21 protein-coding genes are annotated in these 23,062 nt (G+C 64.3%); 12 read left to right on the top strand and 9 right to left on the bottom strand.

Annotated elements, in window-relative coordinates; genetic code table 11:
* Positions 1 to 7 precede the first annotated feature (7 nt).
* The 4 genes from ACZ2GY_RS01785 to ACZ2GY_RS01770 all read left to right on the top strand — a co-directional run bounded on the left by ACZ2GY_RS01785 (position 8) and on the right by ACZ2GY_RS01770 (position 4,158).
* A complete protein-coding gene (locus ACZ2GY_RS01785) occupies positions 8 to 868 on the top strand; it encodes a DUF6707 family protein (RefSeq protein ID WP_471672806.1) in 861 nt (286 codons plus the stop codon).
* A gap of 29 nt (positions 869 to 897) precedes the next feature.
* Positions 898 to 1,683, top strand: coding sequence for an SRPBCC family protein (locus ACZ2GY_RS01780; RefSeq protein WP_471672805.1), 786 nt, complete (start codon positions 898 to 900; stop codon positions 1,681 to 1,683).
* Between the two features lie 49 nt (positions 1,684 to 1,732).
* The gene (gene tgt, locus ACZ2GY_RS01775) at positions 1,733 to 2,983 is read left to right on the top strand and encodes a tRNA guanosine(34) transglycosylase Tgt (protein WP_277359416.1); all 1,251 of its coding nucleotides are present in this window, start codon (positions 1,733 to 1,735) and stop codon (positions 2,981 to 2,983) included.
* A 236-nt stretch (positions 2,984 to 3,219) separates the two neighbouring features.
* On the top strand, positions 3,220 to 4,158 hold the full coding sequence (locus tag ACZ2GY_RS01770) for a type IV toxin-antitoxin system AbiEi family antitoxin domain-containing protein (RefSeq protein ID WP_471672804.1): 939 nt from the start codon (positions 3,220 to 3,222) through the stop codon (positions 4,156 to 4,158).
* Between the two features lie 93 nt (positions 4,159 to 4,251).
* Here the strand turns inward: ACZ2GY_RS01770 and ACZ2GY_RS01765 are convergent, their stop codons facing one another.
* Positions 4,252 to 4,959: a queuosine precursor transporter gene (locus ACZ2GY_RS01765; protein WP_471672803.1), complete on the bottom strand. Its 708-nt coding sequence runs from the start codon at positions 4,957 to 4,959 to the stop codon at positions 4,252 to 4,254.
* 159 nt (positions 4,960 to 5,118) lie between these two features.
* Here ACZ2GY_RS01765 and ACZ2GY_RS01760 point away from each other — a divergent pair, with 159 nt between their 5' ends.
* The 3 genes from ACZ2GY_RS01760 (at position 5,119) to ACZ2GY_RS01750 (ending at position 10,763) form a co-directional block, all read left to right on the top strand.
* The gene (locus ACZ2GY_RS01760) at positions 5,119 to 5,568 is read left to right on the top strand and encodes a YdeI/OmpD-associated family protein (RefSeq protein ID WP_056546138.1); all 450 of its coding nucleotides are present in this window, start codon (positions 5,119 to 5,121) and stop codon (positions 5,566 to 5,568) included.
* Positions 5,569 to 5,610: 42 nt separating this feature from the next.
* Positions 5,611 to 6,423, top strand: coding sequence for a bifunctional hydroxymethylpyrimidine kinase/phosphomethylpyrimidine kinase (gene thiD, locus ACZ2GY_RS01755; protein ID WP_471672802.1), 813 nt, complete (start codon positions 5,611 to 5,613; stop codon positions 6,421 to 6,423).
* A 239-nt stretch (positions 6,424 to 6,662) separates the two neighbouring features.
* Positions 6,663 to 10,763 (top strand): S8 family serine peptidase, encoded by a 4,101-nt coding sequence (locus ACZ2GY_RS01750; RefSeq protein ID WP_471672801.1) that lies wholly within the window; start codon positions 6,663 to 6,665, stop codon positions 10,761 to 10,763.
* Between the two features lie 87 nt (positions 10,764 to 10,850).
* Here the strand turns inward: ACZ2GY_RS01750 and ACZ2GY_RS01745 are convergent, their stop codons facing one another.
* Positions 10,851 to 11,396 carry a CGNR zinc finger domain-containing protein gene (locus ACZ2GY_RS01745; RefSeq protein WP_346027923.1) on the bottom strand — a complete coding sequence of 182 codons (546 nt, stop codon included), beginning with the start codon at positions 11,394 to 11,396 and terminating at the stop codon, positions 10,851 to 10,853.
* Between the two features lie 26 nt (positions 11,397 to 11,422).
* Positions 11,423 to 12,904: a helix-turn-helix domain-containing protein gene (locus ACZ2GY_RS01740; RefSeq protein WP_471672800.1), complete on the bottom strand. Its 1,482-nt coding sequence runs from the start codon at positions 12,902 to 12,904 to the stop codon at positions 11,423 to 11,425.
* 132 nt (positions 12,905 to 13,036) lie between these two features.
* Between ACZ2GY_RS01740 and aceA the strand changes: the two genes are divergently transcribed.
* The 3 genes from aceA (at position 13,037) to ACZ2GY_RS01725 (ending at position 16,819) form a co-directional block, all read left to right on the top strand.
* The gene (gene aceA / locus ACZ2GY_RS01735) at positions 13,037 to 14,356 is read left to right on the top strand and encodes an isocitrate lyase (RefSeq protein ID WP_471672799.1); all 1,320 of its coding nucleotides are present in this window, start codon (positions 13,037 to 13,039) and stop codon (positions 14,354 to 14,356) included.
* Positions 14,357 to 14,386: 30 nt separating this feature from the next.
* Entirely contained in the window at positions 14,387 to 16,003 is a 1,617-nt protein-coding gene (gene aceB, locus ACZ2GY_RS01730) for a malate synthase A (protein ID WP_471672798.1), read from the top strand.
* Positions 16,004 to 16,123: 120 nt separating this feature from the next.
* A complete protein-coding gene (locus tag ACZ2GY_RS01725) occupies positions 16,124 to 16,819 on the top strand; it encodes a DsbA family oxidoreductase (RefSeq protein ID WP_346027920.1) in 696 nt (231 codons plus the stop codon).
* 38 nt (positions 16,820 to 16,857) lie between these two features.
* Here the strand turns inward: ACZ2GY_RS01725 and ACZ2GY_RS01720 are convergent, their stop codons facing one another.
* The 3 genes from ACZ2GY_RS01720 to ACZ2GY_RS01710 form a co-directional block, all read right to left on the bottom strand.
* Positions 16,858 to 17,538 carry a LytR C-terminal domain-containing protein gene (locus ACZ2GY_RS01720; protein WP_346027919.1) on the bottom strand — a complete coding sequence of 227 codons (681 nt, stop codon included), beginning with the start codon at positions 17,536 to 17,538 and terminating at the stop codon, positions 16,858 to 16,860.
* Positions 17,531 to 17,830 carry a type II toxin-antitoxin system VapB family antitoxin gene (locus ACZ2GY_RS01715; RefSeq protein ID WP_056546123.1) on the bottom strand — a complete coding sequence of 100 codons (300 nt, stop codon included), beginning with the start codon at positions 17,828 to 17,830 and terminating at the stop codon, positions 17,531 to 17,533. Before ACZ2GY_RS01715 ends, ACZ2GY_RS01720 begins: the two co-directional genes overlap by 8 nt.
* A 112-nt stretch (positions 17,831 to 17,942) precedes the next feature.
* Complete coding sequence (locus ACZ2GY_RS01710; RefSeq protein ID WP_346027918.1) at positions 17,943 to 19,046, bottom strand: multicopper oxidase domain-containing protein; 1,104 nt, start codon at positions 19,044 to 19,046, stop codon at positions 17,943 to 17,945.
* 82 nt (positions 19,047 to 19,128) lie between these two features.
* On the opposite strand from ACZ2GY_RS01710, the gene ACZ2GY_RS01705 reads away from it, so the two are divergent.
* Complete coding sequence (locus ACZ2GY_RS01705) at positions 19,129 to 19,548, top strand: hypothetical protein (protein WP_471672797.1); 420 nt, start codon at positions 19,129 to 19,131, stop codon at positions 19,546 to 19,548.
* On the opposite strand, the gene ACZ2GY_RS01700 is transcribed toward ACZ2GY_RS01705, so the two are convergent.
* Entirely contained in the window at positions 19,517 to 20,905 is a 1,389-nt protein-coding gene (locus tag ACZ2GY_RS01700; protein WP_471672796.1) for a multicopper oxidase domain-containing protein, read from the bottom strand. The two genes, ACZ2GY_RS01705 and ACZ2GY_RS01700, sit on opposite strands and share 32 nt — an antisense overlap.
* Positions 20,898 to 21,524 carry a hypothetical protein gene (locus ACZ2GY_RS01695; RefSeq protein WP_471672795.1) on the bottom strand — a complete coding sequence of 209 codons (627 nt, stop codon included), beginning with the start codon at positions 21,522 to 21,524 and terminating at the stop codon, positions 20,898 to 20,900. Before ACZ2GY_RS01695 ends, ACZ2GY_RS01700 begins: the two co-directional genes overlap by 8 nt.
* Positions 21,525 to 21,643: 119 nt before the next feature.
* On the opposite strand from ACZ2GY_RS01695, the gene ACZ2GY_RS01690 reads away from it, so the two are divergent.
* Positions 21,644 to 22,534, top strand: coding sequence for a Cof-type HAD-IIB family hydrolase (locus tag ACZ2GY_RS01690; protein ID WP_471673524.1), 891 nt, complete (start codon positions 21,644 to 21,646; stop codon positions 22,532 to 22,534).
* On the opposite strand, the gene ACZ2GY_RS01685 is transcribed toward ACZ2GY_RS01690, so the two are convergent.
* Positions 22,531 to 22,989 (bottom strand): glutathione peroxidase, encoded by a 459-nt coding sequence (locus tag ACZ2GY_RS01685; RefSeq protein ID WP_404800770.1) that lies wholly within the window; start codon positions 22,987 to 22,989, stop codon positions 22,531 to 22,533. The genes ACZ2GY_RS01690 and ACZ2GY_RS01685 overlap by 4 nt on opposite strands.
* Positions 22,990 to 23,062 lie beyond the last annotated feature (73 nt).

Here is a 23,062-nt window from a genome sequence, read left to right as displayed (position 1 = left end):
CTTCCCAATGATCGACAGCGACGTGGACGCGCAGCTACAACCGCTCGCCGCCGAGGCCGTGAAGGCCGGCCGCAAACTCCTCCTTCCGGGAGGCGAGCGCACCAGTGAAGTGGTGGACACCGCCGTCGAGCATGATGATTTCGGTGTTCCGGCCATTGTGGTGGCCACGCTTGAGTCGGGTGAAACGGTGCGGATTGCCACCGGATCGACCGTCCAGGCGGAGGCGCCCGATGAACTCGCGCACATCGTCACCGACGAGGGGTCGCCGGAGGCGCTGGTCGCCCACGTCGCCGCCATCCATGCCGAGAGCCCGCGTGTGAATGAGCTCGCCGAACGGCTCACCCGCGGCGTCAATTTCAAGTCGGGCAGCAGTCTGCAGGACATCCGGGACCTCGCGTTGACGCTGTACGTGGACCTGTCCGACGCCACGAGCGCGCTCCGGGTCTGCGACCTGCTCACGGACCAGCCGTTTGACGGCAACTTCGGCCGCTGGAATTTGATCGAGGGCTGTCTTGCGCTCGCTGCGCACCTCACCCAGGACGACGGCGACGGTTCCCGTGCCTCTGGGTATTCCGCTGCGCTTCGAACGGCCGACGACGCCGAGACAGACCCGCTGAAGGCGAAACTCGCTGCTGCGGTGCGCCAGCGGCAACTGAACGAGCCGAACCTGTATGACCGGGAAATCGCGCGGTCTACGAAGGACCCCGCGGCCGAAAAGGACTGGCGGGGCCTGCGCCTGACGGTCCTGCTGTACCTGCGCGCGCACGGCGGCTCTGAGACCCTTGGGGCTGAAGCGCTGGACCGGCGCATCGGGCATGAGTTGCTCGCCATTCGTGCACTGAACGGGAAAACTGCCGCCTCTGGTTAGCCTGCAGGTGCGGGAGTAGAGTGGCGCGCATGAGCGAGCAGGCGGATTCCCTCACACAGTCCAGCACCGAACAGCACCCTGCGCAGGAGGTGCCGGTGGCAGATTCAAACCCGTTGAGCGTGCACATCAATGCGGACGCCCGGCAAATCTGGCTCATGCTCCGGGAACCACGACTGGTCCGGCAGTGGCACGGCTGGGAAGCCGACACCCTGGATGGGGAAATTCAGTCCATTTTCTTTGCGCCGTCAGTGGTTGAAGGGCCCAACCATACGTTCCTGACCGTCGACGGCGGTGACACGTTCCGGATCGAACCGGTGCAGGACGGCTGTGTGGTCACGATTGAGCGGGTTGAAGCCGAGGCTGATGAGATCACGGAGGGCTGGATCACTTTCCTCCAGCAGCTGCGTTTTGCGCTCGAGCGGCACCCCTCCAGCTCCCGGCGCACCGCATTTTTCATGGGTGAGCCGACTGACGGCGGTTCGATCATCGGGAAGCTGAGTGCCGAGCAGCTACAGCAGCCCGGGGACTCCTACTCCCTCAACCTCCCGGACGGGCATGAGCTGACCGGATCGGTGTGGTTCCGCACGGAGAACCAGGTGGGTTTGACGGTCTCGGAGTACGCCGATCATGGCGAGGGGCTGGTGATCCTCGCCGATCAGCCATCTCTCGAAGGCCCGGGGTCCAGCCTCGTTGTCATCTCAACTTATGGTCTGGGGGCGAAGTCACTGCGCACTGCCTGGGGTAGTTGGGATGCTTTCCGGCGGCAGCACTACCCGTCTTCGGGTCCCCTCGAGACCTCGCAGCTGGACAGCTAGCTTCTTCCCTGACGCGGGCGCCTCCGTCTATTCCTGAGAAGATGGGCGGGTGCCACAATCAGACTTTTCGTTCTCCATCGGTAAACGCCTCAGCGAGACCACCGCGTCCGGCGAGGGCCTGCATGGCCGCACCGGGACCATCACCACTCCCCATGGCGAGATTCAGACGCCGGCCTTCATCGCCGTCGGAACCAAGGCCACCGTGAAGGCAGTGCTCCCGGAGTCCATGAGGGAGGCCGGCGCGCAGGCGCTGCTCGCCAACGCCTACCATCTCTACCTGCAGCCGGGAGCGGACGTTCTTGACGAGGCCGGCGGGCTGGGGAAGTTCATGAACTGGAATGGGCCTACCTTCACCGATTCGGGCGGCTTCCAGGTGATGAGCCTGGGGTCGGGATTCAAGAAGGTCATCACCATGGACTCGGCAGCAGCTGCCGAGCACGCCGGGGATGATGACCGCGTCGCGGTAGGCAAGGAGCGCCTCGCCCACATCGACGACGACGGCGTGTGGTTCGTCTCGCACCTCAACGGAGACCGGCACAGATTCACCCCGGAGATTTCGATGCAGGTGCAGCACCAGCTCGGAGCCGACGTCATGTTCGCGTTCGATGAGCTGACCACCCTGATGAATTCGCGGGGGTATCAGGAGGAGTCACTGGAGCGGACCCGGTTGTGGGCGGAGCGGTGCATCGCCGAGCATGAGCGGCTGACCGACGTGCGGTCGGACAAGCCGTACCAGGCGCTGTTCGGCGTGATTCAGGGAGCACAGTATGAAGATCTCCGGCGGAAGGCTTCGCGCGATCTCGGGGAGATGAACTTTGACGGGTTCGGTGTTGGAGGCGCACTAGAGAAGGAGAACCTCGGTACCATTTTGGGCTGGTGCGCGGATGAGTTGCCGGAATCGAAGCCGCGGCATCTGCTGGGCATCTCGGAGCCGGACGACCTGTTCACGGGTATTGAGAACGGCGCGGACACCTTTGACTGCGTCTCCCCCACCCGGGTTGCCCGGAACTCAGCGTTCTACGTGCCCGATGGTCGGTGGAACCTGTCCAATGCCCGGTTCAAGCGCGACTTCACGCCCCTCATGGAGGGCTGCGACTGCTACACCTGCACCCACTACACCCGGGCCTACATTCACCACCTGTTCAAGGCCAAGGAGATGGTCTCGGCAACGCTGATCTCGATCCACAACGAGCGGTTTGTGATCCGGATGGTCGACGACGCCCGGGCCGCGATCGAGGACGGAACGTACTTCGACCTCAAGGCCGAGGTTCTGGGCCGCTACTACGCGTCGAAGCGCTAGCTCGCACTCTCGCCCGCGCACCCCGCACCGCCGCGCACCCCGTCTCTTCCGCCCGCGCACCCGCACACCCACCCTCCTCTCCACCCTCCCGCAAAAGCGCCGTTCTTGTGCAGGATCGTGGGGACGTCCCCACGATCCTGCACAACGTCGGCGTCTTTGCGTACTGGACGCAGAGGTTTATCCACAAATGCGCGACGACGGCCACGGGGCCACGCTTCGCCGGTCAAGCTAGTGCAATGGACGCGAACGCATACTCCTGGCTGAGCGGATCGGCCCGTTCCTGGCGCACCACCGAGCTGGAGCAGATGGGGGTCAGCCGCCGCGCGATCACGCGACTGGTCGAGCGGGGCATCCTCGTCCGTCTGCAGGTCAACGCCTATGTGCCAACAAAGTACTGGAGATCCCTGACCGAAGCTGAGCAGGATCGGTTCAGGATCACAGCCCACAGCCGTGCCAGCCATGCGCTGACGCAAGCCGCGTATAGCCATACGTCCGCAGCACGCGTTCACGGCCTCAGCCTGTGGGATGTGGACAGCAGGATTCACATCACGCAGCCGCTTTCCGGATCATCGCGGGAGCACAACGCTGATGTTGTTCGACACCGAGCAAAGCTGCTGCCCGGCGAGGTGGACATGGTCGACGGGTTGCAGGTTACCTCGCGCGCCCGCACCGTTGTGGACTCGGCCAGACTGTTGTCCTACAGGCAGGGGCTGATCACTGCGGATCACGCGCTTCATCTGGGTGTCCAGCGCGCCGAGCTACACCAGGTGCTTCAACGCCAGGCAGGCTACAAGGGCGTACAGATTGCTCGTGAGGTAGTGGAGAATGCCAGCGTCCTGTCTGAGTCAGCGGGTGAGTCCCTCACCGCGCACCTGATAGCCGGTCTGCCGATACCCCAGCCGGAACAACAGTTGGTCGTGCACACCCGATTCGGTGAACACCGAATCGATTTCGGTTGGCGCGAGCAGAAGCTTGCCCTCGAGTTTGACGGCAAGACAAAGTACTTCGACTACGCTCCGACCCCCGAGGTGCTGTTTCAGGAGCGTCGACGTGAGAAGGCACTCATGGAACAGGGGTGGGTTTTCATCAGGCTCGAGTGGGCGGACCTGTTTCAGGAAGCCACCCGGGGGAGAATTCTGAAAGCGTGGTGGAACTGCACCAGGAGTGCCGCGTAGTGACAGGATCGTGGGGACGTCCCCACGATCCTGCACAACAACGGCACTTTTGCGGAGGGCGGCGCAAGGGGACGGGGTTCTTGACGGGCGCCGCTAGGCGGCCGCGTAGCTCGGTTCCCGACGCTTCACCCAGCGGATGGCCGCGGTCGTGACCGGCAGCAGGAGCACCTCCACCAGCGTCTTGTAGACGAAGCCGAAGAAGAGGTAATTCAGAAACGTCGGGAAATCCGTAATGCCGATCACCGAAGCGGCAATGGCGCAGAAGATCAGCGTGTCAGCGAATTCCCCGACACCGGTCGAGGCGATGAGGCGGGCCACCATGCTGCGCTCGCCGAACCGCGACTTCATCCGCACCAGCACCAGCGAGTTGAGCGTCTGCCCCACAACGAACCCCAGCAGAGACGCGAGCACAATCAGCGGTACCGGACCGAGCGCCAACTCCAGCGCTTCCTGCTTGGCGAGACCAAAGTCATCGTCGAACCCCGGCAGCGCAATGATGACGGCGTAGGCGAGCGATGCAAAGACCGACAGCACAAACGTCACGATGATCCCGAGCCGGGCGACCTTGAAGCCGTACACCTCGCTGATGACGTCACCGATGATGTACGCGAGCGGGAAGAGGAAGAACCCGCCGTCCGTGATGATGCTGAAGTCGCCGATGATCGGCCCGATCACTACACCTTTCGATGCGCCGATATTGGAAAGGATGACGACGACGGCAAGAACCGCCAGCATGATCGAGAAGTTTGCGCTGCCGGCGGTCGCGTAACGCGCGCGGGCATGGTCCTGCAGTTGAGTCATTGTTTCTCATTCGTGGAAGTGGTTCGCGCAGCCCAAAGGGCCCGCTGTATTAGCACTGTCGCCCGGCTGCCCCCAGGCGTCTGATAATTGTCCCACGTCGCCCTTCGGGATAATCTGCAGCCAACGTCGTTCAGAGCAGCTCGACAGGTGGAGGCAACGATGCAGTTTCGCGCTGAGCTCGAATCATCCGGCAAGAACACGGCAGGGTTCGAAGTTCCGGAATCCATCGTCGAGCAACTCGGGGGCGGGAAACACCCGAAGATTGTCGCGACCGTCAACGGCTTCACCTTCCGCACTTCGATCGCGTCAATGGGTGGCCGGTTCATGTTCGGACTCAGCGCGGACAGGCGCCAGGAAGCCGGTGTCCAGGCCGGCGAAGTGCATGATGTCGAGGTGGAACTCGACACAGCCCCACGCGAGGTGGAGGTACCTGAGGACCTTGCGGGCGCGCTCGAGAAGGACCCTGCAGCCAAGGCGTTCTGGGACACCCTCTCCTACAGCAACAAGAGTTGGCACGCGCTGCAGGTCACCGGCGCCAAGAAAGCTGAGACCCGGGCAGCACGGATCGAGAAGTCCGTCGGGATGCTGCACGAGGGCCGGGCACGGTGATGCTGTTGGCGCAAGCCGCGAGGCGTCGGGCAGACTGGTGCAATGGCTACTGACGCACCCGCAATTACGCTGACCATCGCAGGTTCCGAGGCCACCGGCGGCGCCGGCGCGCAGGTGGACCTGAAGACGTTCCAGGTGCTGGGCACCTACGGCATCGCCGCTCTCACCTGCATTGTCTCGTTCGATCCGAAGGACAGCTGGAACCATCGGTTCGTTCCCGTTGATGCCCAGGTCATCGCAGACCAGCTTGAAGCTATCCAGTCCTGCTATGCGATCGGCACCGTGAAGATCGGCATGCTGGGCACTCCGCAAACCATCGACACTGTTGCCGGTGCGCTGAAGTCCCAGGAGTGGAAGAACGTAGTGCTGGATCCCGTGCTGATCTGCAAGGGCCAGGAGCCTGGCGCGGCACTCGACACTGATCAGGCGCTGAAGGCGAACATCCTGCCCCTGGCAACGTTCGTCACGCCGAACCACTTCGAGGCGGAGTCGCTCGCGGGAATCGAGATCCGTTCGGTGGAGGATCTGAAGGAAGCGGCGCGGCGCATCCATGAGGCAAGCGGCGCCGTCGTACTGGCGAAAGGTGGCGTGAGGCTGGAAGGCAGCGACGCCGTCGACGTCTATTACGACGGCGAGACGCTGGAAATTCTCAGCGCACCGAAGGTGGGTGATGTCGCGGTCAGCGGTGCGGGTTGCACGCTTGCGGCAGCGGTCGCGGCGGAGCTTGCCAAGGGTGCAACGCCGCTGGAAGCCGCCCGTACTGCCAAGGCTTTCGTGACCGAGGGGATCAGGAACAGGGTCTCTTCGAACGTACCGTTCGATGCGGTCTGGCAGGGTGGCGCTGCGGCCGTCTAGCGCCGCGTAGGAAAATCTCGACCGGTTAGCTACCTTAACGAACCAAATCCGTTGACTTGTGACTCGTGACACATGAAGCTGTAAGGGTGAAGCCTGAACGGGCTTCACATCTCTGCTGGCACCCATCGCAACACATGGAATAACACTCACACCGGTCTTGGCCGTGCCAGCAGTGCTGCGGGGGGCTAGGAATGGACTCAAGCGGTATGGGCCTTGACTCTTCCTTCGTAAGGAGCAGCATGAGCAAGTCATACCGCCGGAGATCAGGAAGGGCTGTGCTGGCGTCGCTGACCGGCCTCGCCCTGGCCTCCAGCATGTGGGCACCGGCTTCGGCAGTGCAGGCGCCGGATTCCGACAGCCCCACCGCTGAGGGAATAACGCTTCAGCCCGCAATCGATTCCAAAATCAGCCGGGACCTCGCCGAGAAAACGGGAACGACGGCGGCCTACGTCCAGTTCGCTGGCAAGGGAGCCTTTGAGCAGACGCAGCCGGCTGAAGTACGCAGCAACGGGTTCACCACGCCGATTCAGCGGACCGACCGCGTTCTTGAAATCCGTGCCGGCATCCAGGCACAAGCGGACGAGGTGGCAGCCGAAGCCGGCGCTTCCCAGCTGTACACCACCACCAACACCCTTCCCGGCGTCGCCATCCAGGGCGATGCTGAGGCAATCAAGGCGCTCGCTGCCCGTCCGGACGTCGTGAAGATCACCGGAATAGTCCCCAAAACCATCGAGAACAAGGGCGCGGATATTGACACTCGCGCGCTCGAAGCATGGACGGCCCGGGACAATACCGGCGAGGGAATCACCATTGCCGTGCTGGACACCGGTCTTGACTACACCCATGCGGGCTTCGGCGGACCGGGCACCATCGAGGCCTTCAATCAGGCCAAGGCTGATGCCGAACCTGATCCCGCGCTCTACGATGCCGCCAAGTTCCTCGGCGGTTATGACCTGGTGGGCGATGCCTACGACGCCGGCTCAACCGATCCCGCACGCACAATTCCCCAGCCGGACCTCAATCCCCTTGACTGCCAGAGCCACGGATCACACGTTGCAGGCACCTCTTCGGGTTATGGAGTCAACGCTGACGGCACCACGTTCGAAGGTGACTACAGCACCCTCACGGCGGAGACCGTCAACGAGATGCGAATCGGCCCGGGATCTGCCCCTGAGTCCGGCATTGTTGCCCTCCGCGTTTTCGGTTGCGAGGGTTCAAGCCTCGTGGTGGGAAAGGCCCTGGACTACGTCCTGGACCCCAACGGCGACGGCAACTTCGACGACCGCGCACAGGTAGTCAACATGTCGCTGGGCTCCTCCTTCCCGGCGTACGACGATCCCGAAAACGACATTGTCAATGAACTGACCGAACAGGGCGTCCTGTCGGTCGTATCCTCCGGTAACGACGGCGATGTCTACGACATCGGCGGCTCACCCGGCAGCGCCGAATCCGCACTGACTGTTGCGGCCAGCGTTGGTTCCCAGGTAACCCTGGACCGCGTTGATGTTCTGGCACCCGAGGCCGTGGCGGGACCTGCTTCCGGGCAGTACACCGTCAACTTCGATTACGCCGCTGAAGGAGTTACTCCCGAAACGCTTCGGGGTGAAGTGGTCGTGGGACCTGACGGAGCCAACAATGACGGCTGCGACGCCCTGCCTGTGGCCGGAGCCAACGCCGGCAAATGGGTGTGGCTGTTCTGGGATGACAATGACACCACTCGTGACTGCGGCTCAGCCGATCGGTGGAACAACGCTGCGACAGCCGGGTACGCCGGCGTCGTCATCGGCACAACGCTTGACGTGTTCCCTGCCGGTATCGGCGGCAACGACAAGATCCCGGGCCTCCAGCTCACCGCCGCTGACACCGCCAGGCTGATGCCGGCGGCGGAGGCGGGAACGCTTGTCCTCCAGCTCGACCCCTCGTATCAGGCAACGGCTACCGGACCCTCCAACGCGAAGGACACCCTTGCGGCGTTCTCCTCGCGGGGCGTCCATGGCTCCAACGGCGTGGTCAAGCCGGATGTGACTGCTCCCGGTGTTTCCATTGGCTCAGTTCAGGTAGGAACCGGCAACGGGGCCTCGACGAAGAGCGGCACCTCGATGGCCGCACCTCACACGGCAGGCATTGCTGCGCTGGTCCTCTCCGCGAACGAGTACAACCCGTACCAGGCCAAGAGCGTCATCATGAACACGGCGACGCATGATCTCCTGACTGCAGATGGAATTCCCTACGCACCGAACCGCGTGGGATCCGGACGCGTTGACGCGATGCAAGCCCTGGAAACATCCGTTCTGGCCTACGCGACGGAGCAGCCGGCCCTCACCTCGGTAAACTTCGGCGTGCTGGAACTCGGCACTGAAGCTCTGACGGTCACCAAGCAGGTCACCGTCCAGAACACGTCCAATGCTCCGGTCACTTATGACGCCAGCTACCTTGCAGCGTCGACAATGCCTGGCGTTGCCATCTCGGTGTCACCAGCGGTGATCACTGTTCCGGCCAACAACCCGGCAACGCTGACCGTCACACTGACGATTGCCGATCCTGCGGCTCTCGCCAAAACAATCGATCCGGCGGCAGAAGAGATTCAGGCCGGCATTCCGCGTCAGTACCTCGCCGACGTTTCCGGCCGGATTCAGCTCCTCGGCGCTGATGGGCAGGAACTTCGTGTGCCCGTCTACTCGGCACCGAAGCCCACCTCGGATATTTCGGCCGGAACTGAAATTGCCTTCGACGGCGCCTCTGACCTCCTGAGCAGCATTGCACTCGAAGGCCGCGGGCTCTCGCAGGGAGTTCCTGGAGAATCCGCCTACCAGTCCATCGTTTCACCGCTGGTCCTCGGCGCTGAGAGCCCCAAGGCAGCGGAGCGTCCGCTTGAGTCTCTCTACTCGTTTGACCTCCGCGCAGTAGGCGCTGCCTCAACGGTTCCGGCGCTGGTTGATGCTGCCGGAGACCCGACAACCGGTGTGCTGAACTTCGGTATCAGCACCTGGCAGAACTGGGCGCAGCTCGGCGGCAACAACGGAGTGTCAATCGAGCTCGATACCGACGGCGACAGCACGGTCGATTACGTTGTCCAGACCCTCCGTTACTCGGATCTTGGTCCCGGAGCTCCAACACTGGACATGATCCTGTTCGAGGTTGTCACCATTGATGATGCGGGAGCACCCGTCTTTGATACCGACCTCTACTTCGCCAACGGGGTGGACGGCAGTGTGGACACCAACACGTTCGACACCAACGTTGTGACCCTTCCGGTTCCGGTAACGGAGCTGGGTATGAACGCCGCAACGCTGGGCGCCTCGGCGCCGATCAAGTACCGGGTGTCGACGGCGAGCGCTTTCAACGTTGACGAGAACGGTGTTTCCGGTGGCCCGGTCGACACCACCGACTGGATCGACTTCAACGTCACCGAACCGGCACTGTGGTTCGAGGGCGGCGAGCCGGCAGCGGCGTCCTTCGCTTCGGCGGCTGGAGTCACACTGAACGTCAACCGCCAGGAGTCCGTCACGGACGCCAAGGCGCTGTTCATTCATCACCACAATGCAACGGGTGACAAGCAGGAGATCGTCCCGATTTCGGTCGCGGGTGCAACCGTCAACGAAGACCTGGATGGTGACGGCAATCCGGATGTGGTTGTCCGCAACTCCGCCGGCCAACTGCTGCTCTACCCGGGCAACGGCACCGGTGGGTTCCTGAAGAGCCGGGTCATCGGTACGGGCTGGAACTCCATGAACGCCATCCTGATTCCGGGTGACTGGGACGGCGACGGCAACTCCGACGTCATCTCTCGGGACAGTTCCGGACGCCTGTGGCTGTACAAGGGCACCGGTACCGGCACGGTCACGGGAAAGACGCAGATCGGGCAAGGCTGGAGCGGCTTGACCATGGTCACCCCGGGTGACTGGGATGGCGACGGCAACTTTGACCTGATTGCCCGTCTTGGTGACGGCAAGCTGCGACTCTACCCGGGCAATGGTGCAGGCGGCTTCCTGACGCCGGCCCAGATCGGATCGGGCTGGAACGGCTTCACCATCGTTGGTCCGGGCGACTTCAACGGCGACACCGCCGCTGATCTCCTGGCCCGCGACTCCGCCGGCAAGCTGTTCCTCTACCCGGGCACCGGAACCGGTGGCTTCGGCACCCGGACGCAGCCGGGCCAGGGCTGGAACAACTTCACCCTCGTTGCCCCCGGCGATTTCGACGGGGACAGCAACGCGGATCTTCTGGCGCGTGACTCCGCCGGCAAGCTGTTCCTCTACTCGGGAAATGGCACCGGTGGCTTCGCGGGCAAGGTCCAGAACGGAACCGGTTGGGGCGGTTTCACCTGGATGGTGCCGTAACCTCACCGTTGAGTAGGTAGGTACTGATCGAAGAAACCCCCGGTCCAAAAAATGGGCCGGGGGTTTCTTTTTGCCGGACTCGAAAGGTCAGGCGGACTCCGCACGCTCAGCGAGCCGGGCGCGGTACGCCGCCGCCGCAGCCCGGTTCCCGCAACCCGATTCGCAGAACCGCCGCGACCGGTTCTTCGACAGATCCACCAGCACGTTCCCGCAGTCCGGCGATGCACACAGTCGCAATCGGCTCAGCTCCCGGCTACGCACCAGGTCAACGAAAGCCATTGCCGCCTCGACGGCCATGCGCGCGGACAGCGGCGCCTCCCGCGGGACTGCGTGGATGTGGTAATCCCAGGAATCATGCCGCACCAGCTGCGGCAGGGCGTTGAACTCGCGCAGCAGGGAGTTCACCGTCTCCACCACGTAGTCCTCATCGCCGTCCCATAAGGCGCGCAAACGCGGGCGAAGGCGACGGACGGCGCCCAGTTCTGCGTCATCGAGCGCCAGGTTACCGGTCCAGTTCCAGTTCCGGGCAAACCGGTGCAGGGAGCCGACGTCGGGAAGCTGCTCCCCATCCTCGGTATTCACGAGCGCGGCCGCGCTGCGCAAACCCTCTTCAGTGTCATTGGCAAAAAGCATGAGGCTCCTGTCAGTCTCGCTCCAGACTAGCCCGAGTGCGCCTGCAGGAAGGAGTACACCTCGGTCTCGTCAACACCGGGAAATGCGCCGGGCGGCATGGCCGCCAGCAGGTGGGAGTGCGCACGCGCGCTGGGCCAGGCGAAGCCTGACCACTCACCCGCCAATGACGACGGCGGCAGCTTGCAGCATGATTCCTCCGGACAGCGGGACTCACCACGGATGGAAGTTTCACGTCCGCGGAACCACTTCACATGCGCATAGGGCACGCCGACGCTGAGGGAGAACTCGCCGGCAGCGGCCCGCTCGGTGCGGGCAGTGCACCAGTAGGTGCCGCTCGGTGTGTCGGTGTACTGGCTGTAGGCGGAAAAGCGGTCCGGAACATCGAACACCACGCGGGACGTCCACTTCCTGCACGAGGGCTGGCCCTCGATGGCGCCGGTGTGATCCTGCGGAAAGGTCACGCCGTCGTTCTCGTAGGCCTTGTAAATGATCCCGCTCTGGTGGGTCTTTTGGAAGTGGGTGGGGATGCCCAGGTGCTGGGTTGCGAGGTTGGTGAACCGGTGGGCCGCGGTCTCATAGGAGACGGCGAACGCGTCCCGAACGTCCTCGACCGCGATCTCCTTGGCGGACTTTGCCGTCTGGAGGAAATCGACCGTTGCCTTCTCGGGCAGCAGGAGCGCCGCCGCGAAGTAGTTCGTGGCCACCCGCTGCCTCAGAAACTCCCGATAGTTTTCCGGTGTCTCATGCTGCAGAACGTAGTGGCCGAGAGCCTGCAGCAGGACCGACCGCGGGTCATGGTCCGTCCGTTGCGACTGCGTGAGATAGATACGCCGGTTCTTCAGATCCGTCACCGATCGGGTGGAATGCGGCAGGTCCCCCACATGGTGCAACGTGAACCCGAGATGCGCAGCGATATCGGCGATGAGGTGCTGCGAGAGCGGCCCGCTGGTGTGGCCGACGGAGGCAAGGACCTTCTGTGCCTCGGCCTCGATATCCGGGAAATAGTTGTTCTGCCTGCGCATGATGCCGCGGAGCTCGGCGTTGGCGCGGCGGGCCTCCTCCGGCGTTGCCACCTGCTCATTTAACCGGCGCTCGAGCTCCGCCTGCAGACCCACCAACGCTTCAAGGGCCTCCATCGGCAGCCGCGCCGACGTGCGGACTTTCGGCAGCCCGAGCGACTCGTACAGCGGACCCCGCTGAGCCCGCTCGAGGGCGATCTCCAACGCAGCCCGCCGGCTGGGCGGTTCCGCACCCAGCAGTTGGTCGATGCTCACCCCGAGCGCCTTCGCGAGCGACTGCAGCATGCCCAACCGGGGCTCACGCTTGCCGTTCTCCATCAATGAGAGCTGGGACGGCGCTGTCCCGACGACGGCGCCCAGCTCCTCCAGCGTCATGCGCCGGCTCTTGCGGAGGTGCCGCAGGCGGCGGCCGAGGCTGATCGCGTCCTCACCCTGGGGAACGGGTTCAAGTTCGGGCTGCCGGGTGCGATTCCAGCTCGAAGTAGTCATTTCTTGACGATACGCGAAGAAATGCGTTCCTTTCCATAGGTTTGCTCTGGTTCGGGGGTGCAGGATGCTGAATCGTTGCTCTCACCAGCAGTTACCGCAGAGGCACCAACGCCTCCCGGAAGGAGAAACGCAATGACGCAGGAAGCCGGAACCCCAGGCAGCAATACCCGCACCGAAGCGGTCCACGAACTCGAGCTGGAGTGGGCAGCTGATCCGCGTTGGGAAGGGATCCAGCGTGATTACTCGGCCGCCGACGTCGTACGCCTTCGTGGAAGCGTCCAGGAGGAACACACACTCGCCCGCCGCGGCGCCGAGAAGTTGTGGCAGCAGCTCACCTCCCAGGCAGAAACGGGCGAATACACCCACGCCCTCGGTGCGCTGACCGGCAACCAGGCAGTGCAGCAGGTGAAGGCCGGGCTGAAGGCCATCTACCTGTCCGGTTGGCAGGTTGCAGCCGACGCCAATCTCTCCGGCCAGACATACCCGGACCAGTCGCTGTACCCGGCCAACTCGGTCCCACAGGTGGTGCGCCGCATCAACAACGCGCTGCAGCGTGCGGACCAGATCGAGTGGGCCGAAGGGACGCAGTCAGTCGAAGACTGGCTCGTGCCGATCGTCGCAGACGCAGAGGCCGGGTTCGGCGGGCCGCTCAACGCGTTCGAGCTGATGAAGTCGATGATCGTAGCCGGCGCTTCAGGCGTGCACTGGGAAGACCAGCTGGCGTCCGAGAAGAAGTGCGGGCACCTCGGCGGCAAGGTCCTCATCCCCACGCAACAGCATGTCCGCACGCTGAACGCGGCGAGACTGGCAGCCGACGTCGCCGGCGTTCCATCGGTCATCGTGGCCCGGACCGACGCCGAAGCGGCGACACTTCTCACGTCCGACGTCGACGAGCGGGACCGCCCGTTCCTCACCGGAGGACGCACACCGGAAGGGTTTTACGAGGTCCGCAACGGAATCGATCCCTGCATTACGCGGGCACACGCCTACGCTCCGTACGCGGACCTGATCTGGATGGAAACCGGCACCCCGGACCTTGAGCTCGCCAGGCGCTTCGCTGAGTCCGTCAAGACCGAGTTTCCCGATCAGATGCTCGCCTACAACTGCTCGCCGTCGTTCAACTGGCGCAAGCACCTCGACGACACGACCATCGCCAAGTTCCAGCGCGAGCTCGGCGCCATGGGTTTCACCTTCCAGTTCATCACCCTCGCCGGGTTCCATGCGCTGAACTACTCGATGTTCGACCTCGCCCACGGCTACGCGGCCGACGGCATGAGCGCCTACGTGGAACTTCAGGAAAAGGAATTCGCCTCTGAAGCACGCGGCTACACCGCCACACGCCACCAGCGCGAGGTCGGCACCGGCTACTTCGACCAGGTGGCAAGCGCCCTCAACCCCAAGGGCAGCACCCTGGCCCTCGCCGGCTCCACCGAGACCCAGCAGTTCCACTAAACCCCTCCCCGTTTTGAAGGAGCACCTTGCATGAACACACACGGCATCAGGCTGACCGCACCGCCCATCCCCCGCCAGGACGAAATCCTCACCCCCGAAGCGCTCAATTTCCTCAGCGAACTCCACGCCTTCGCCGAGCCACGACGCCAGGAGCTGCTCCAGCGGCGCAGGGAAACCCGGAACCGGATCGCGCGCGGCGAGGACCCGCGATTCCTGGCCCACACCGCACACATCAGGAACGACGGCGGCTGGCAGGTTGCGCCCCCGGCTCCCGGCTTGGAGGACCGCCGGGTCGAAATCACCGGTCCGGTGGACCGCAAGATGACGGTCAACGCCCTGAACTCCGGCGCCAACGTATGGCTGGCGGACCTCGAAGATTCGCTGACCCCCACCTGGCCCAACGTCATCAACGGACAGCTCAACCTGCATGACGCGTTGCGACGCCGCATCGACTTCACCACCGAGGAGGGCAGGGAGTACCGGCTCGGCGAAAAGCTGCCCACCGTCGTCGTGCGTCCGCGGGGCTGGCATCTGCCGGAGCAGCATCTGCTGGTCGACGGCGAACCGCTCTCGGGCAGCATCGTGGACTTCGGGCTCTACTTCTTCCACAACGCCCACCGGCTGATCGATTCCGGCCGAGGACCCTACTTCTACCTGCCGAAGCTGGAGAACCACCTCGAAGCGCGGCTGTGGAACGACATCTTTCTCCGCTCCCAGCAGCTGCTCGGCATCCCCCGCGGCACCATCCGCGCCACCGTGCTCATCGAGACCATCACCGCCGCCTTCGAGATGGAGGAGATCCTCTACGAACTCCGCGAGCACTCGTCCGGCCTGAATGCCGGGCGGTGGGACTACATCTTCTCGCTCATCAAGAACTTCCGGCTCCGTGGCCCCCGCTTTGTCCTGCCTGACCGGACCATGGTCACCATGACCGCCCCGTTCATGCGGGCCTACACCGAGCAGTTGGTGCGCGCCTGCCATCGGCGCGGCGCCCACGCCATCGGCGGACCCGCCGCCTTCGTTCCCAGCCGCCGCGATGACGCCATCAACGCCATCGCCAGGGAACAGGCCCGCACCGAAAAGTCCCGCGAGGCCGGCGACGGCTTTGACGGCGCCTGGGTGGCTCACCCGGACCTGGTCCCGGTGGCGCGGGCCGTGTTCGACGTGGTGCTCGGCGACCGCCCACACCAGTTGGACCGCCAGCGCACGGACGTGGTGCCCGATGACCGCGCCCTCATCGACCTGACCGGAACGCAGGGCCTCATCACGGAAACCGGGATCCGGACCAACCTGACGGTGGGCGTCCGCTACCTTGAAACGTGGCTCCGCGGCCATGGCGCGGTGACCCTGAAGAACCTGATGGAGGACGCCGCCACCGCGGAGATCTCCCGTTCGCAGATCTGGCAGTGGATCCACGTCCATGCCGTGACTGACACCGGCGAGGTCATCACGCGTGAGTGGGTGGAACAGCTGTTGGAGGATGAATTTGACCGGCTGCCGCGCTTCGATGATGACCGGTACGACGACGCCCGTCGGCTCTTCGAGGAAGTGGCCCTCCGCGAGGACTTCCCCGAATTCCTGACTCTCCCCGCCTACACCCGGCACCTCCGCACCGGGCAGCGGCCGGCGCTGGCCCTGCAGCGCTAACCCCAGCCGTTGATCTGGCAGGACACCCCTCTTGCGGAGCGCTAAGGGGCGTGTCCTGCCAAATCAACGCGAGGTGGTGCGGCGGGAATAGCGCGCCGCCGTCGTCCCGTTGGGAAAGGTATGCACATTGAAATCTGGTCTGACGTCAAATGCCCGTGGTGCTTCGTCGGTAAGCGCCGCTTCGAGAAAGCCCTTGCTGAATTCCCGCACCGGGACAGCGTGGAAGTGACGTGGAAGAGCTTCCAGCTGGACCCCACCCTCCCCGAGCACTATGACGGAACCGAGCAGCAGTACCTTTCCGAACGCAAGGGAATTGCCCCTGAGCAGGTCCGCCAAATGTGGAACCAGCTCACCACGTCAGCGGCCGATGTCGGCGTGAACTTCGACTTCGACTCCGTGGTTGTTGGCAACAGCTTCCCCGCCCACCGGTTCCTGCACCTCGCGAAGTCGCTTGGTCACGGCAACGAAGCGAAGGAAGCCATCCTTTCGGCGCACTTCGAGCAGGGTCTGAACACCTCCGATACCGACGTGCTCGTGAAACTGGGCAATGACCTCGGCATCGATGAGCAGTCTGTCCGTGACACCATGGCCGGCGACCGCTTCGCCGACGACGTACGGCGGGACATCAGCGAGGCCCAGACCCTCGGGGTGAGCGGCGTGCCGTTCTTCGTGATTGACCGGAAGTACGGCATCTCCGGCGCACAGCCCGTCGAGCTCTTCCGGCAGGCACTGGACCAGGCGTGGCAGGAAGCCCATCCCCTGATCCCGGTATCCACCTCGCCCGATGGCGAGGTCTGCGGACCAGACGGCTGCTAGCTGACCGGCGCGCGCCGTCGTCGTCTGCGGTTCCGTTCCTACGGAGCAGCTGACGACGGCGCGGGCGTGGGGCTCGCTGTGGACGGCAGTTCACAGACCAGCCCGCCCGGTTCGGCGTTGACTTTCTCAGCGGGCACCAGCGCCTCGAACTCGGAGCCAAGCACAACGTCCACGGTGGCGTCCGGCCGCTCATCCTCGACGTAGATTGTTCCGGGAATGGTTCGCTGCAGCGTAAATGCCTGTGCATACCCGGACGGCCCGGAGACGATGATCGCGGTCATGTTGGTCTGACCAACGGACCGGTTGCCGACGGAGTTCACCGTGAAGCCGCGTTCCTCCAGAGCCGCCGAACCATTCCCTGCGAGCCCGGCGATGCTGGTGCTGTTGAGCACGTTCACGGTCACTGTGGCAGGATCAACGAGCTCGAACGGACCGGCAGGGCAGGCGCTGACGGGGCTCGCCGATGGCTGGCTGGCGGTGAGCTGGATGTCCCCCCGGGCCAGGGCCAGCGCGAAGAGCACGGCGGCGGTCACCAGAGCGAGGAGCAGTACCAGCACCACACCGTGGCGCAGCCTGCGCATGTAGACGTGCGGGCGTTCGACATTTCCGTCATCGGCGAAGACCGTCTCGAGATCGTTCTCGGTCACAATGCGGTGACCGTGCCATTCGATCGGGTTCTTCTTCGATCGGATCGGCTTGCGTTTCGGTGTCCTAGCCATCGATAACCAGAACGCGCGCGTGCAGGATGGTCCGCTGGTGAAGTGCCGTACGGACTGCCCGATGCAGCCCGTCCTCCAGGTACAACGTGTTGTTCCACTGCACCACATGCGGGAAGAGGTCCCCGAAGAAGGTTGAGTCTTCGGCCAGCAGCGCCTCGAGGTCTAGCGTGGTCTTGGTGGTGACGAGTTCGTCCAGCCGAACCTGGCGTGGGGCTACGTTGGCCCAGTCTTTGGGGGTCACGTGTCCGTGGTCGGGGTACGGGCGTCCATCGCTCACTGCTTTGAAGATCACCAACACAGCCTAGGCAAGATATTGCCCCAAGGGAATGTGGCGCTCTGGCAGCGTGCCCGTCGTCGCCAAAGAGTTACCGGAAAAGTCCTCCTTCACGGGGTGGCATTGAGTGTCAGGTCGCGTCGATCGGGATGGTGCGTGTACCGAGGACCGCCCCGGTGACCCAGTCCTCCCACTGCACCCGAAGGTAGTACCGACCGGCCGTCGGCGGATGCAGCAGCATGTCGAAGCGCTCGGCGGCGCCGTAGGCGAGCCTGCTGGCGGTCAAGGGATAACCGGCATCACGGCAACTCGGTGCGGGGACATTCGGAACGGAAGTGTCCCGGAACGGCCGGCCATCGTGGGAGATCAATTCGGCGATACGCGCTTCGGTTCCATCCGCGTCGGTAAAGATCAGCGTTGTGGGCAGGTAGTTGGCGTTGAGCGTCCGCAGGAGCGTCGGCTTCTTCGGACCGCCCTTCACATTGGCGCGCAGGCTGGACAGACTCCACACCACTTCCTTGCCGGCAGGACGGCGGGCAAGTTCCCCGCCCAGGACGTAGAAATGCTCGGGCTCAAACCGGTTGAGGCCGGCGTCTTCTCCAGACAGACCGTCAGCATGGTTCATCTCATGCCACCGCGGATCCAGCGAGTAGGGCGCGAGCAACGCCTCGGTATCGATGTCATACTCCGGTCCGTCCACAAAGGCACGGCGAGCGCCGGGGCTCACCGGATAGGCAGGGTGCACCACCGGATCGATGACCAGTGGACCGAACATCCCCATCTGGACGTGCAGCGGCGTATTGACGTGACAGTGGTAGAAGTACGTTCCCGCTGCCCCGTAGTTCGGGTCGCCGGGCCGTCCCGGTTCGGGCTGCATCTGGTAGGTGTATTGCCCGTCCACCTCGAATGACGTGTGCCCCACGCCGTCGTTCCGGGGGTCAGGTTCCATGCCATGCCAGTGAATGGTGTGCGGTCCCTTGCTCGGGTGCACCGTTGCGTGAAACACCTTCCCCTCCTGGACCCGCAGGGTGGGGCCGGGAAAGCCCCGCTCGTGCGTGTCGTCCTCGAAGCTCCACATCTCGAATTCCGCGCCATCGTCCATAACGAGGTCGCGGCTGTGGAAGTCGAAGTCGACGGCAACCGCGGGGGTCTGCAGGAATTCCGTCACGGGGTTTTCCACCTCCAGCTGGTCCGAGCTGAAATCCACCTGGCTCTGGAAGCGGTGATGCAGCACCGGTTCCACCCCTCCGACCGGATCCGGCTGTTCCGTTGGTTCAGCCGTTGCGGTCGGCTCCGCGGTGGTGGTGGGCTCCGCTGTGACCGTTGGATCCGCTGTCGCCGACGGCGTGACGGATTCAGAGGCGGTGGCCGTTGGAGTGGCGCTCTGGGTGGCGGAAGCGGTGGCACTGGGAGTGGCGCCCGCCGTTGCGGTCGCGCTTGCCGACGCAGACGCCGACGACGACGCACTCGGCTTCGGTGACACGCTCGGCTTCGGTGACACGCTCGGCTTGGGCGAAGACCGCCGCCTGCGGCGCTCTGCCGCCGCCGCTCGCCGGCGTTCCTCCTCCCGCCTGCGGCGCTCAGCTGCCTCCCGCCGTCGTTCCTCTTCACGACGACGGCGTTCGGCGACTTCCTGGGCTCTTTCGATTGCGCGGATCGAGCGGCGACTCGAGCGTCTCTCACTCCGCTTGCGGCTGAAAATACTCACGGTGTGGCTCCTGGGATCGGGCCCTTGAGGGTCCAGTGGGCAACAAGCCCGCCGGGGTACATGCCGCCGGCGGCGGTCTGAGACGGCTCAGCGTGGCAGTGCATCGGGTAGACCCAGTCACCGGTACGTGCAAACCAAACCGGGTCGATGGCGTCCGGCGGACGTTTGATCGGGATGATGCAGTCCTTGGTGTCCATCTGCGCCAGTTCAACGACGTCCTCCCACTGCTGGAGGACCACGTGGCCTTCGTTGTCGACGAACCCCTCGTGCCGCGGCCAGTCCACGTTGTTTCGGCGGACCGTCCAGATGTGGTTCCCATGAAAGTGCATCTGGTGCAGGCAGATCCCGGGGTTGATCAGGCGCACCAGCTGGCCGCCGCGGAGCGTGCCCGCCTCCGTTCCCTCACCGAACTGGCGTACGTCCAGTTGCCTCGGATAGCCCGAGATCAGGGTTTCCTCCTCGGTGGCGAGATTGACGGTGTCGTCGAAGGTGATGCCCAGGGATTCAAACCCGCTGCGCCCGTTGAGCGTGAAGTAGCGCGGCAGCGCCGGCGTCTGCACAGGATCCACGGTTTGTCCCGCAGCTTCCATGGACGCCCAGCGTGATTCCACGCAGTGGCAGATCCACACCCACTGCCGCTCAAACGTTGCAAGGTCCTCCGCAATATCCCACTGGTGCTCCGGGTCCATGACCACGAGCACCCCGAACAGGCCGAGTACACGTTCGACCGGCGCGTTGGTCGGGTCGGCGAAGATGTAGGTTCCCGGTCGCGGGCAGGGGAAATCAAGGGTGGCCACGGAGTCGGGGGCAACAGGGCCGGTCGTGAGGTCACCGCCGTCGGCCCCGGCACCGAAGACGGTGAGGGTGTGCGGTTTGCCCAGACGGTTCTGAATGCGCAAGCGGATGGTGCTACCCAATTCGGCGATGATGGTCCGCGCCGGGAAGTAGCTCGCCCAGTAGTTGCGGCGGATCAGGAACTGGCCGGGATTGGCCGCATCAGCCCGCAGCGGCGCCGGTGTTCCGCGCGGAGGCAGCGGAGCCTCAAGCGGGTAACTGCGGCTGGGAATCACGTCACCTGCAACGGTGATCACCGTCGGGTCCATGGTGAGGCTCGGGTTCGGGTCATCAACGTCGGTCGGTCGGCTGCCGAACCCGCGGTGGTAGACAAGCGTGTCGTCCACCATCTTCAGGTAGCCCTCGTTGATGTAGAGGTCCAGCACCCCTGGCTGCGCAGCGAGCGCCAACGGGACCGGCGTCCGTGCAACGCGGTTCCGCGGAGCGGAGGGCTGCACCAGCGGCAGGGCCGCAAAGCCCAGCCCGGCCGCTGCTCCCAACTTGAGGAGATCCCCGCGCGCCAGTATTTCGGGAGGGAGCTGCTCAGCCATGGTTGTCCTCCAGTGAGCCTGGTCGAAGGGAGATCCGGGGAAGCGCCAACGCCAACGGAGCCGGGCCGCCCCAGGGATCGGTGAACTGTGCGGCTAGTCCCGCTACGCCGCTCGGAACCAGGAAACTGACCCACACGCTGCGGTGGGAGCCGGCCGGGAGCAGGATCTTGGCGACGTCGGCACCACGGTTTGTCACCGTCGTCGTCTTCGCCACGAGGAGGCGCAGCTGTCCCGGCGCAAACAGCACGTTGCGCTCGGAGGTGTTGCGTACCTCCAGTTTCACTGCCAGGTGTTCGCCCCAGGTGTGGTTGAACGGTTGCGCCGAAGCGCCTGGCGGAGCGGCCCCGTGTGCTGCGCTACTCGCGTGGCCTCCCACCGCGCCAACCATGCGGGCCTGCCGTTCAGCCGCTGCAATCCGAACGGTTCCGAATGACGTCGGAACCTCCTCGGTGCCACCGGCGGCGGAGACAATCCCCCAACCCGCTGCGGTGCCAAGTGCACCGGTACCTATCAAAATGCCAAACACTCGTCGCGTCAGTCCGATGGGACGGTCGGCTGCCTCCCCAGGCATCAGGTCAGCCGCATCCTGCTCGGCCAGCGCGATCTTTTCAATCGCCATTACTCGCCTCAATATCGTGCCTTGGATGCTGCAGGAATTCAGTGTCATCTTCAGACCTTGGGGAAACCCTGCGCGTCACCGATTTCCCCGCGGCGGCCCGAGACGCGGATACTGGGGCGGTGACTGCTTCGGTGTTCTCCTCCACAACCGCGCCCGCTCCCATCGGCCTGCTGCTCGACGTCGACGGGCCGGTTGCCAGCCCCGTTACACGCACCGTGCGGCCGGAAATCATTGATGCGCTGATCGCGCTGGCAGGAGCAGGATGGCCGGTGATCTTCAATACCGGCCGCTCGGATGAGTTCATCCGCGAAGAGGTTCTGAAGCCGATGCTGGCCGCCGGGATCCCTGCCGGGATCACCTTCCACGCCATCTGCGAGAAGGGTGCAACCTGGTTCAGTTTCACCTCTGAGGGCGCCACCGAGGTGCACGTCGACGAGACCCTCGCGCTGCCGCAGGAGTTCGGTGATGAGGTGCGCCGGCTGGTGGAGGAACAGTTCGCCGACCACATGTTCTTCGACGAGACCAAGCGCGCCATGGTGTCGATCGAGCAGCGCGTTGATGTCGGGAACCAGGACTACCTCGACAGGCAGGGCCCCTTCGATGCCGCCGTCCTGGACATCATGCGGCACTTCGACATGGGCGTCTGCCGGCTGGCGCACCACCTGCCGGACAGCGATGACAGCGTCGACTACCGGGTGGACCCCACCATCATCTCCACGGACATTGAATCCGTGCGCGTCGGCAAGGACCTGGGTGCAGAGCGTGCACTGCGCCTGATCGACGGAGACATCCCCCATACCTGGCGGACCGTAGGCGATTCACGCACTGATTACGCCATGGCCGACTACCTCCACGAGCATGGCTACAGCGTTGCGCACGTCGATGTCCGGCCAGCCGACGGCGTTCCGGAAAAGCCCTACCCGGTCCTCATCGAAGGTGAGCTGACCAACGACGACGCCGGTGCCGCCTTCCTGCTGCGCTGCGCCGAAACGGCGGTTTCCCGCGCCTAAGCGGCGAGTGCGGCCTCGATCGCCGTGACAATCTCCTCGGAGTCCGGCTCCACTGTGGGGGCGAACCGCGCAACGACGGTGCCGGCGTCGTTCACCAGGAATTTTTCGAAGTTCCACTTCACGAGGCCCGGCATCATGCCCGTCCGGAACCTGGTCAGTTCTGCATACAGGGGGTGCTGGTTCCGTCCCCGGACGTCGCTCTTCGTGGTGAGTGGGAACGTCACCCCGAAGTTCATCGAGCAGAAGGCCTGGATGTCCGCTTCAGTTCCCGGCTCCTGGCCCATGAACTGATTGCTCGGAACACCGAGCACCACAAACCCCTTGTCCGCGTACTTCCGGTAGAGCTCCTCGAGGCCCGCGTACTGAGGGGTGAAGCCGCACTGCGAGGCGACATTCACCACGAGGACCGTCTTGCCCCGGAAATCGCCGAAGCTGCGCTCGGTCCCGTCGATCATGGTCAGCGGGATGTCGTGAAGGTTCTGCGGGGACACTGGTGCTCCTTGAAGTGAAACGGTGTTCGGCTTGAAA

This window comes from Arthrobacter sp. KKT183 (assembly GCF_055657625.1).
The sequence above is the reverse complement of the archived record's forward strand: the minus strand, read 5'-3'. Positions and strand labels throughout refer to the sequence as shown.

Bases quoted from the DNA above. Each gene is read 5' to 3' on its own strand.
- ACZ2GY_RS01785 (WP_471672806.1), top strand. From the start codon at position 8: ATGATCGACAGCGACGTGGACGCGCAGCTACAACCGCTCGCCGCCGAG.
- ACZ2GY_RS01780 (WP_471672805.1), top strand. From the start codon at position 898: ATGAGCGAGCAGGCGGATTCCCTCACACAGTCCAGCACCGAACAGCAC.
- ACZ2GY_RS01770 (WP_471672804.1), top strand. From the start codon at position 3,220: ATGGACGCGAACGCATACTCCTGGCTGAGCGGATCGGCCCGTTCCTGG.
- ACZ2GY_RS01765 (WP_471672803.1), bottom strand. From the start codon at position 4,959: ATGACTCAACTGCAGGACCATGCCCGCGCGCGTTACGCGACCGCCGGC.
- ACZ2GY_RS01760 (WP_056546138.1), top strand. From the start codon at position 5,119: ATGCAGTTTCGCGCTGAGCTCGAATCATCCGGCAAGAACACGGCAGGG.
- thiD (WP_471672802.1), top strand. From the start codon at position 5,611: ATGGCTACTGACGCACCCGCAATTACGCTGACCATCGCAGGTTCCGAG.
- ACZ2GY_RS01750 (WP_471672801.1), top strand. From the start codon at position 6,663: ATGAGCAAGTCATACCGCCGGAGATCAGGAAGGGCTGTGCTGGCGTCG.
- ACZ2GY_RS01745 (WP_346027923.1), bottom strand. From the start codon at position 11,396: ATGCTTTTTGCCAATGACACTGAAGAGGGTTTGCGCAGCGCGGCCGCG.
- ACZ2GY_RS01740 (WP_471672800.1), bottom strand. From the start codon at position 12,904: ATGACTACTTCGAGCTGGAATCGCACCCGGCAGCCCGAACTTGAACCC.
- aceA (WP_471672799.1), top strand. From the start codon at position 13,037: ATGACGCAGGAAGCCGGAACCCCAGGCAGCAATACCCGCACCGAAGCG.
- aceB (WP_471672798.1), top strand. From the start codon at position 14,387: ATGAACACACACGGCATCAGGCTGACCGCACCGCCCATCCCCCGCCAG.
- ACZ2GY_RS01725 (WP_346027920.1), top strand. From the start codon at position 16,124: ATGCACATTGAAATCTGGTCTGACGTCAAATGCCCGTGGTGCTTCGTC.
- ACZ2GY_RS01720 (WP_346027919.1), bottom strand. From the start codon at position 17,538: ATGGCTAGGACACCGAAACGCAAGCCGATCCGATCGAAGAAGAACCCG.
- ACZ2GY_RS01700 (WP_471672796.1), bottom strand. From the start codon at position 20,905: ATGGCTGAGCAGCTCCCTCCCGAAATACTGGCGCGCGGGGATCTCCTC.
- ACZ2GY_RS01695 (WP_471672795.1), bottom strand. From the start codon at position 21,524: ATGGCGATTGAAAAGATCGCGCTGGCCGAGCAGGATGCGGCTGACCTG.
- ACZ2GY_RS01685 (WP_404800770.1), bottom strand. From the start codon at position 22,989: ATGATCGACGGGACCGAGCGCAGCTTCGGCGATTTCCGGGGCAAGACG.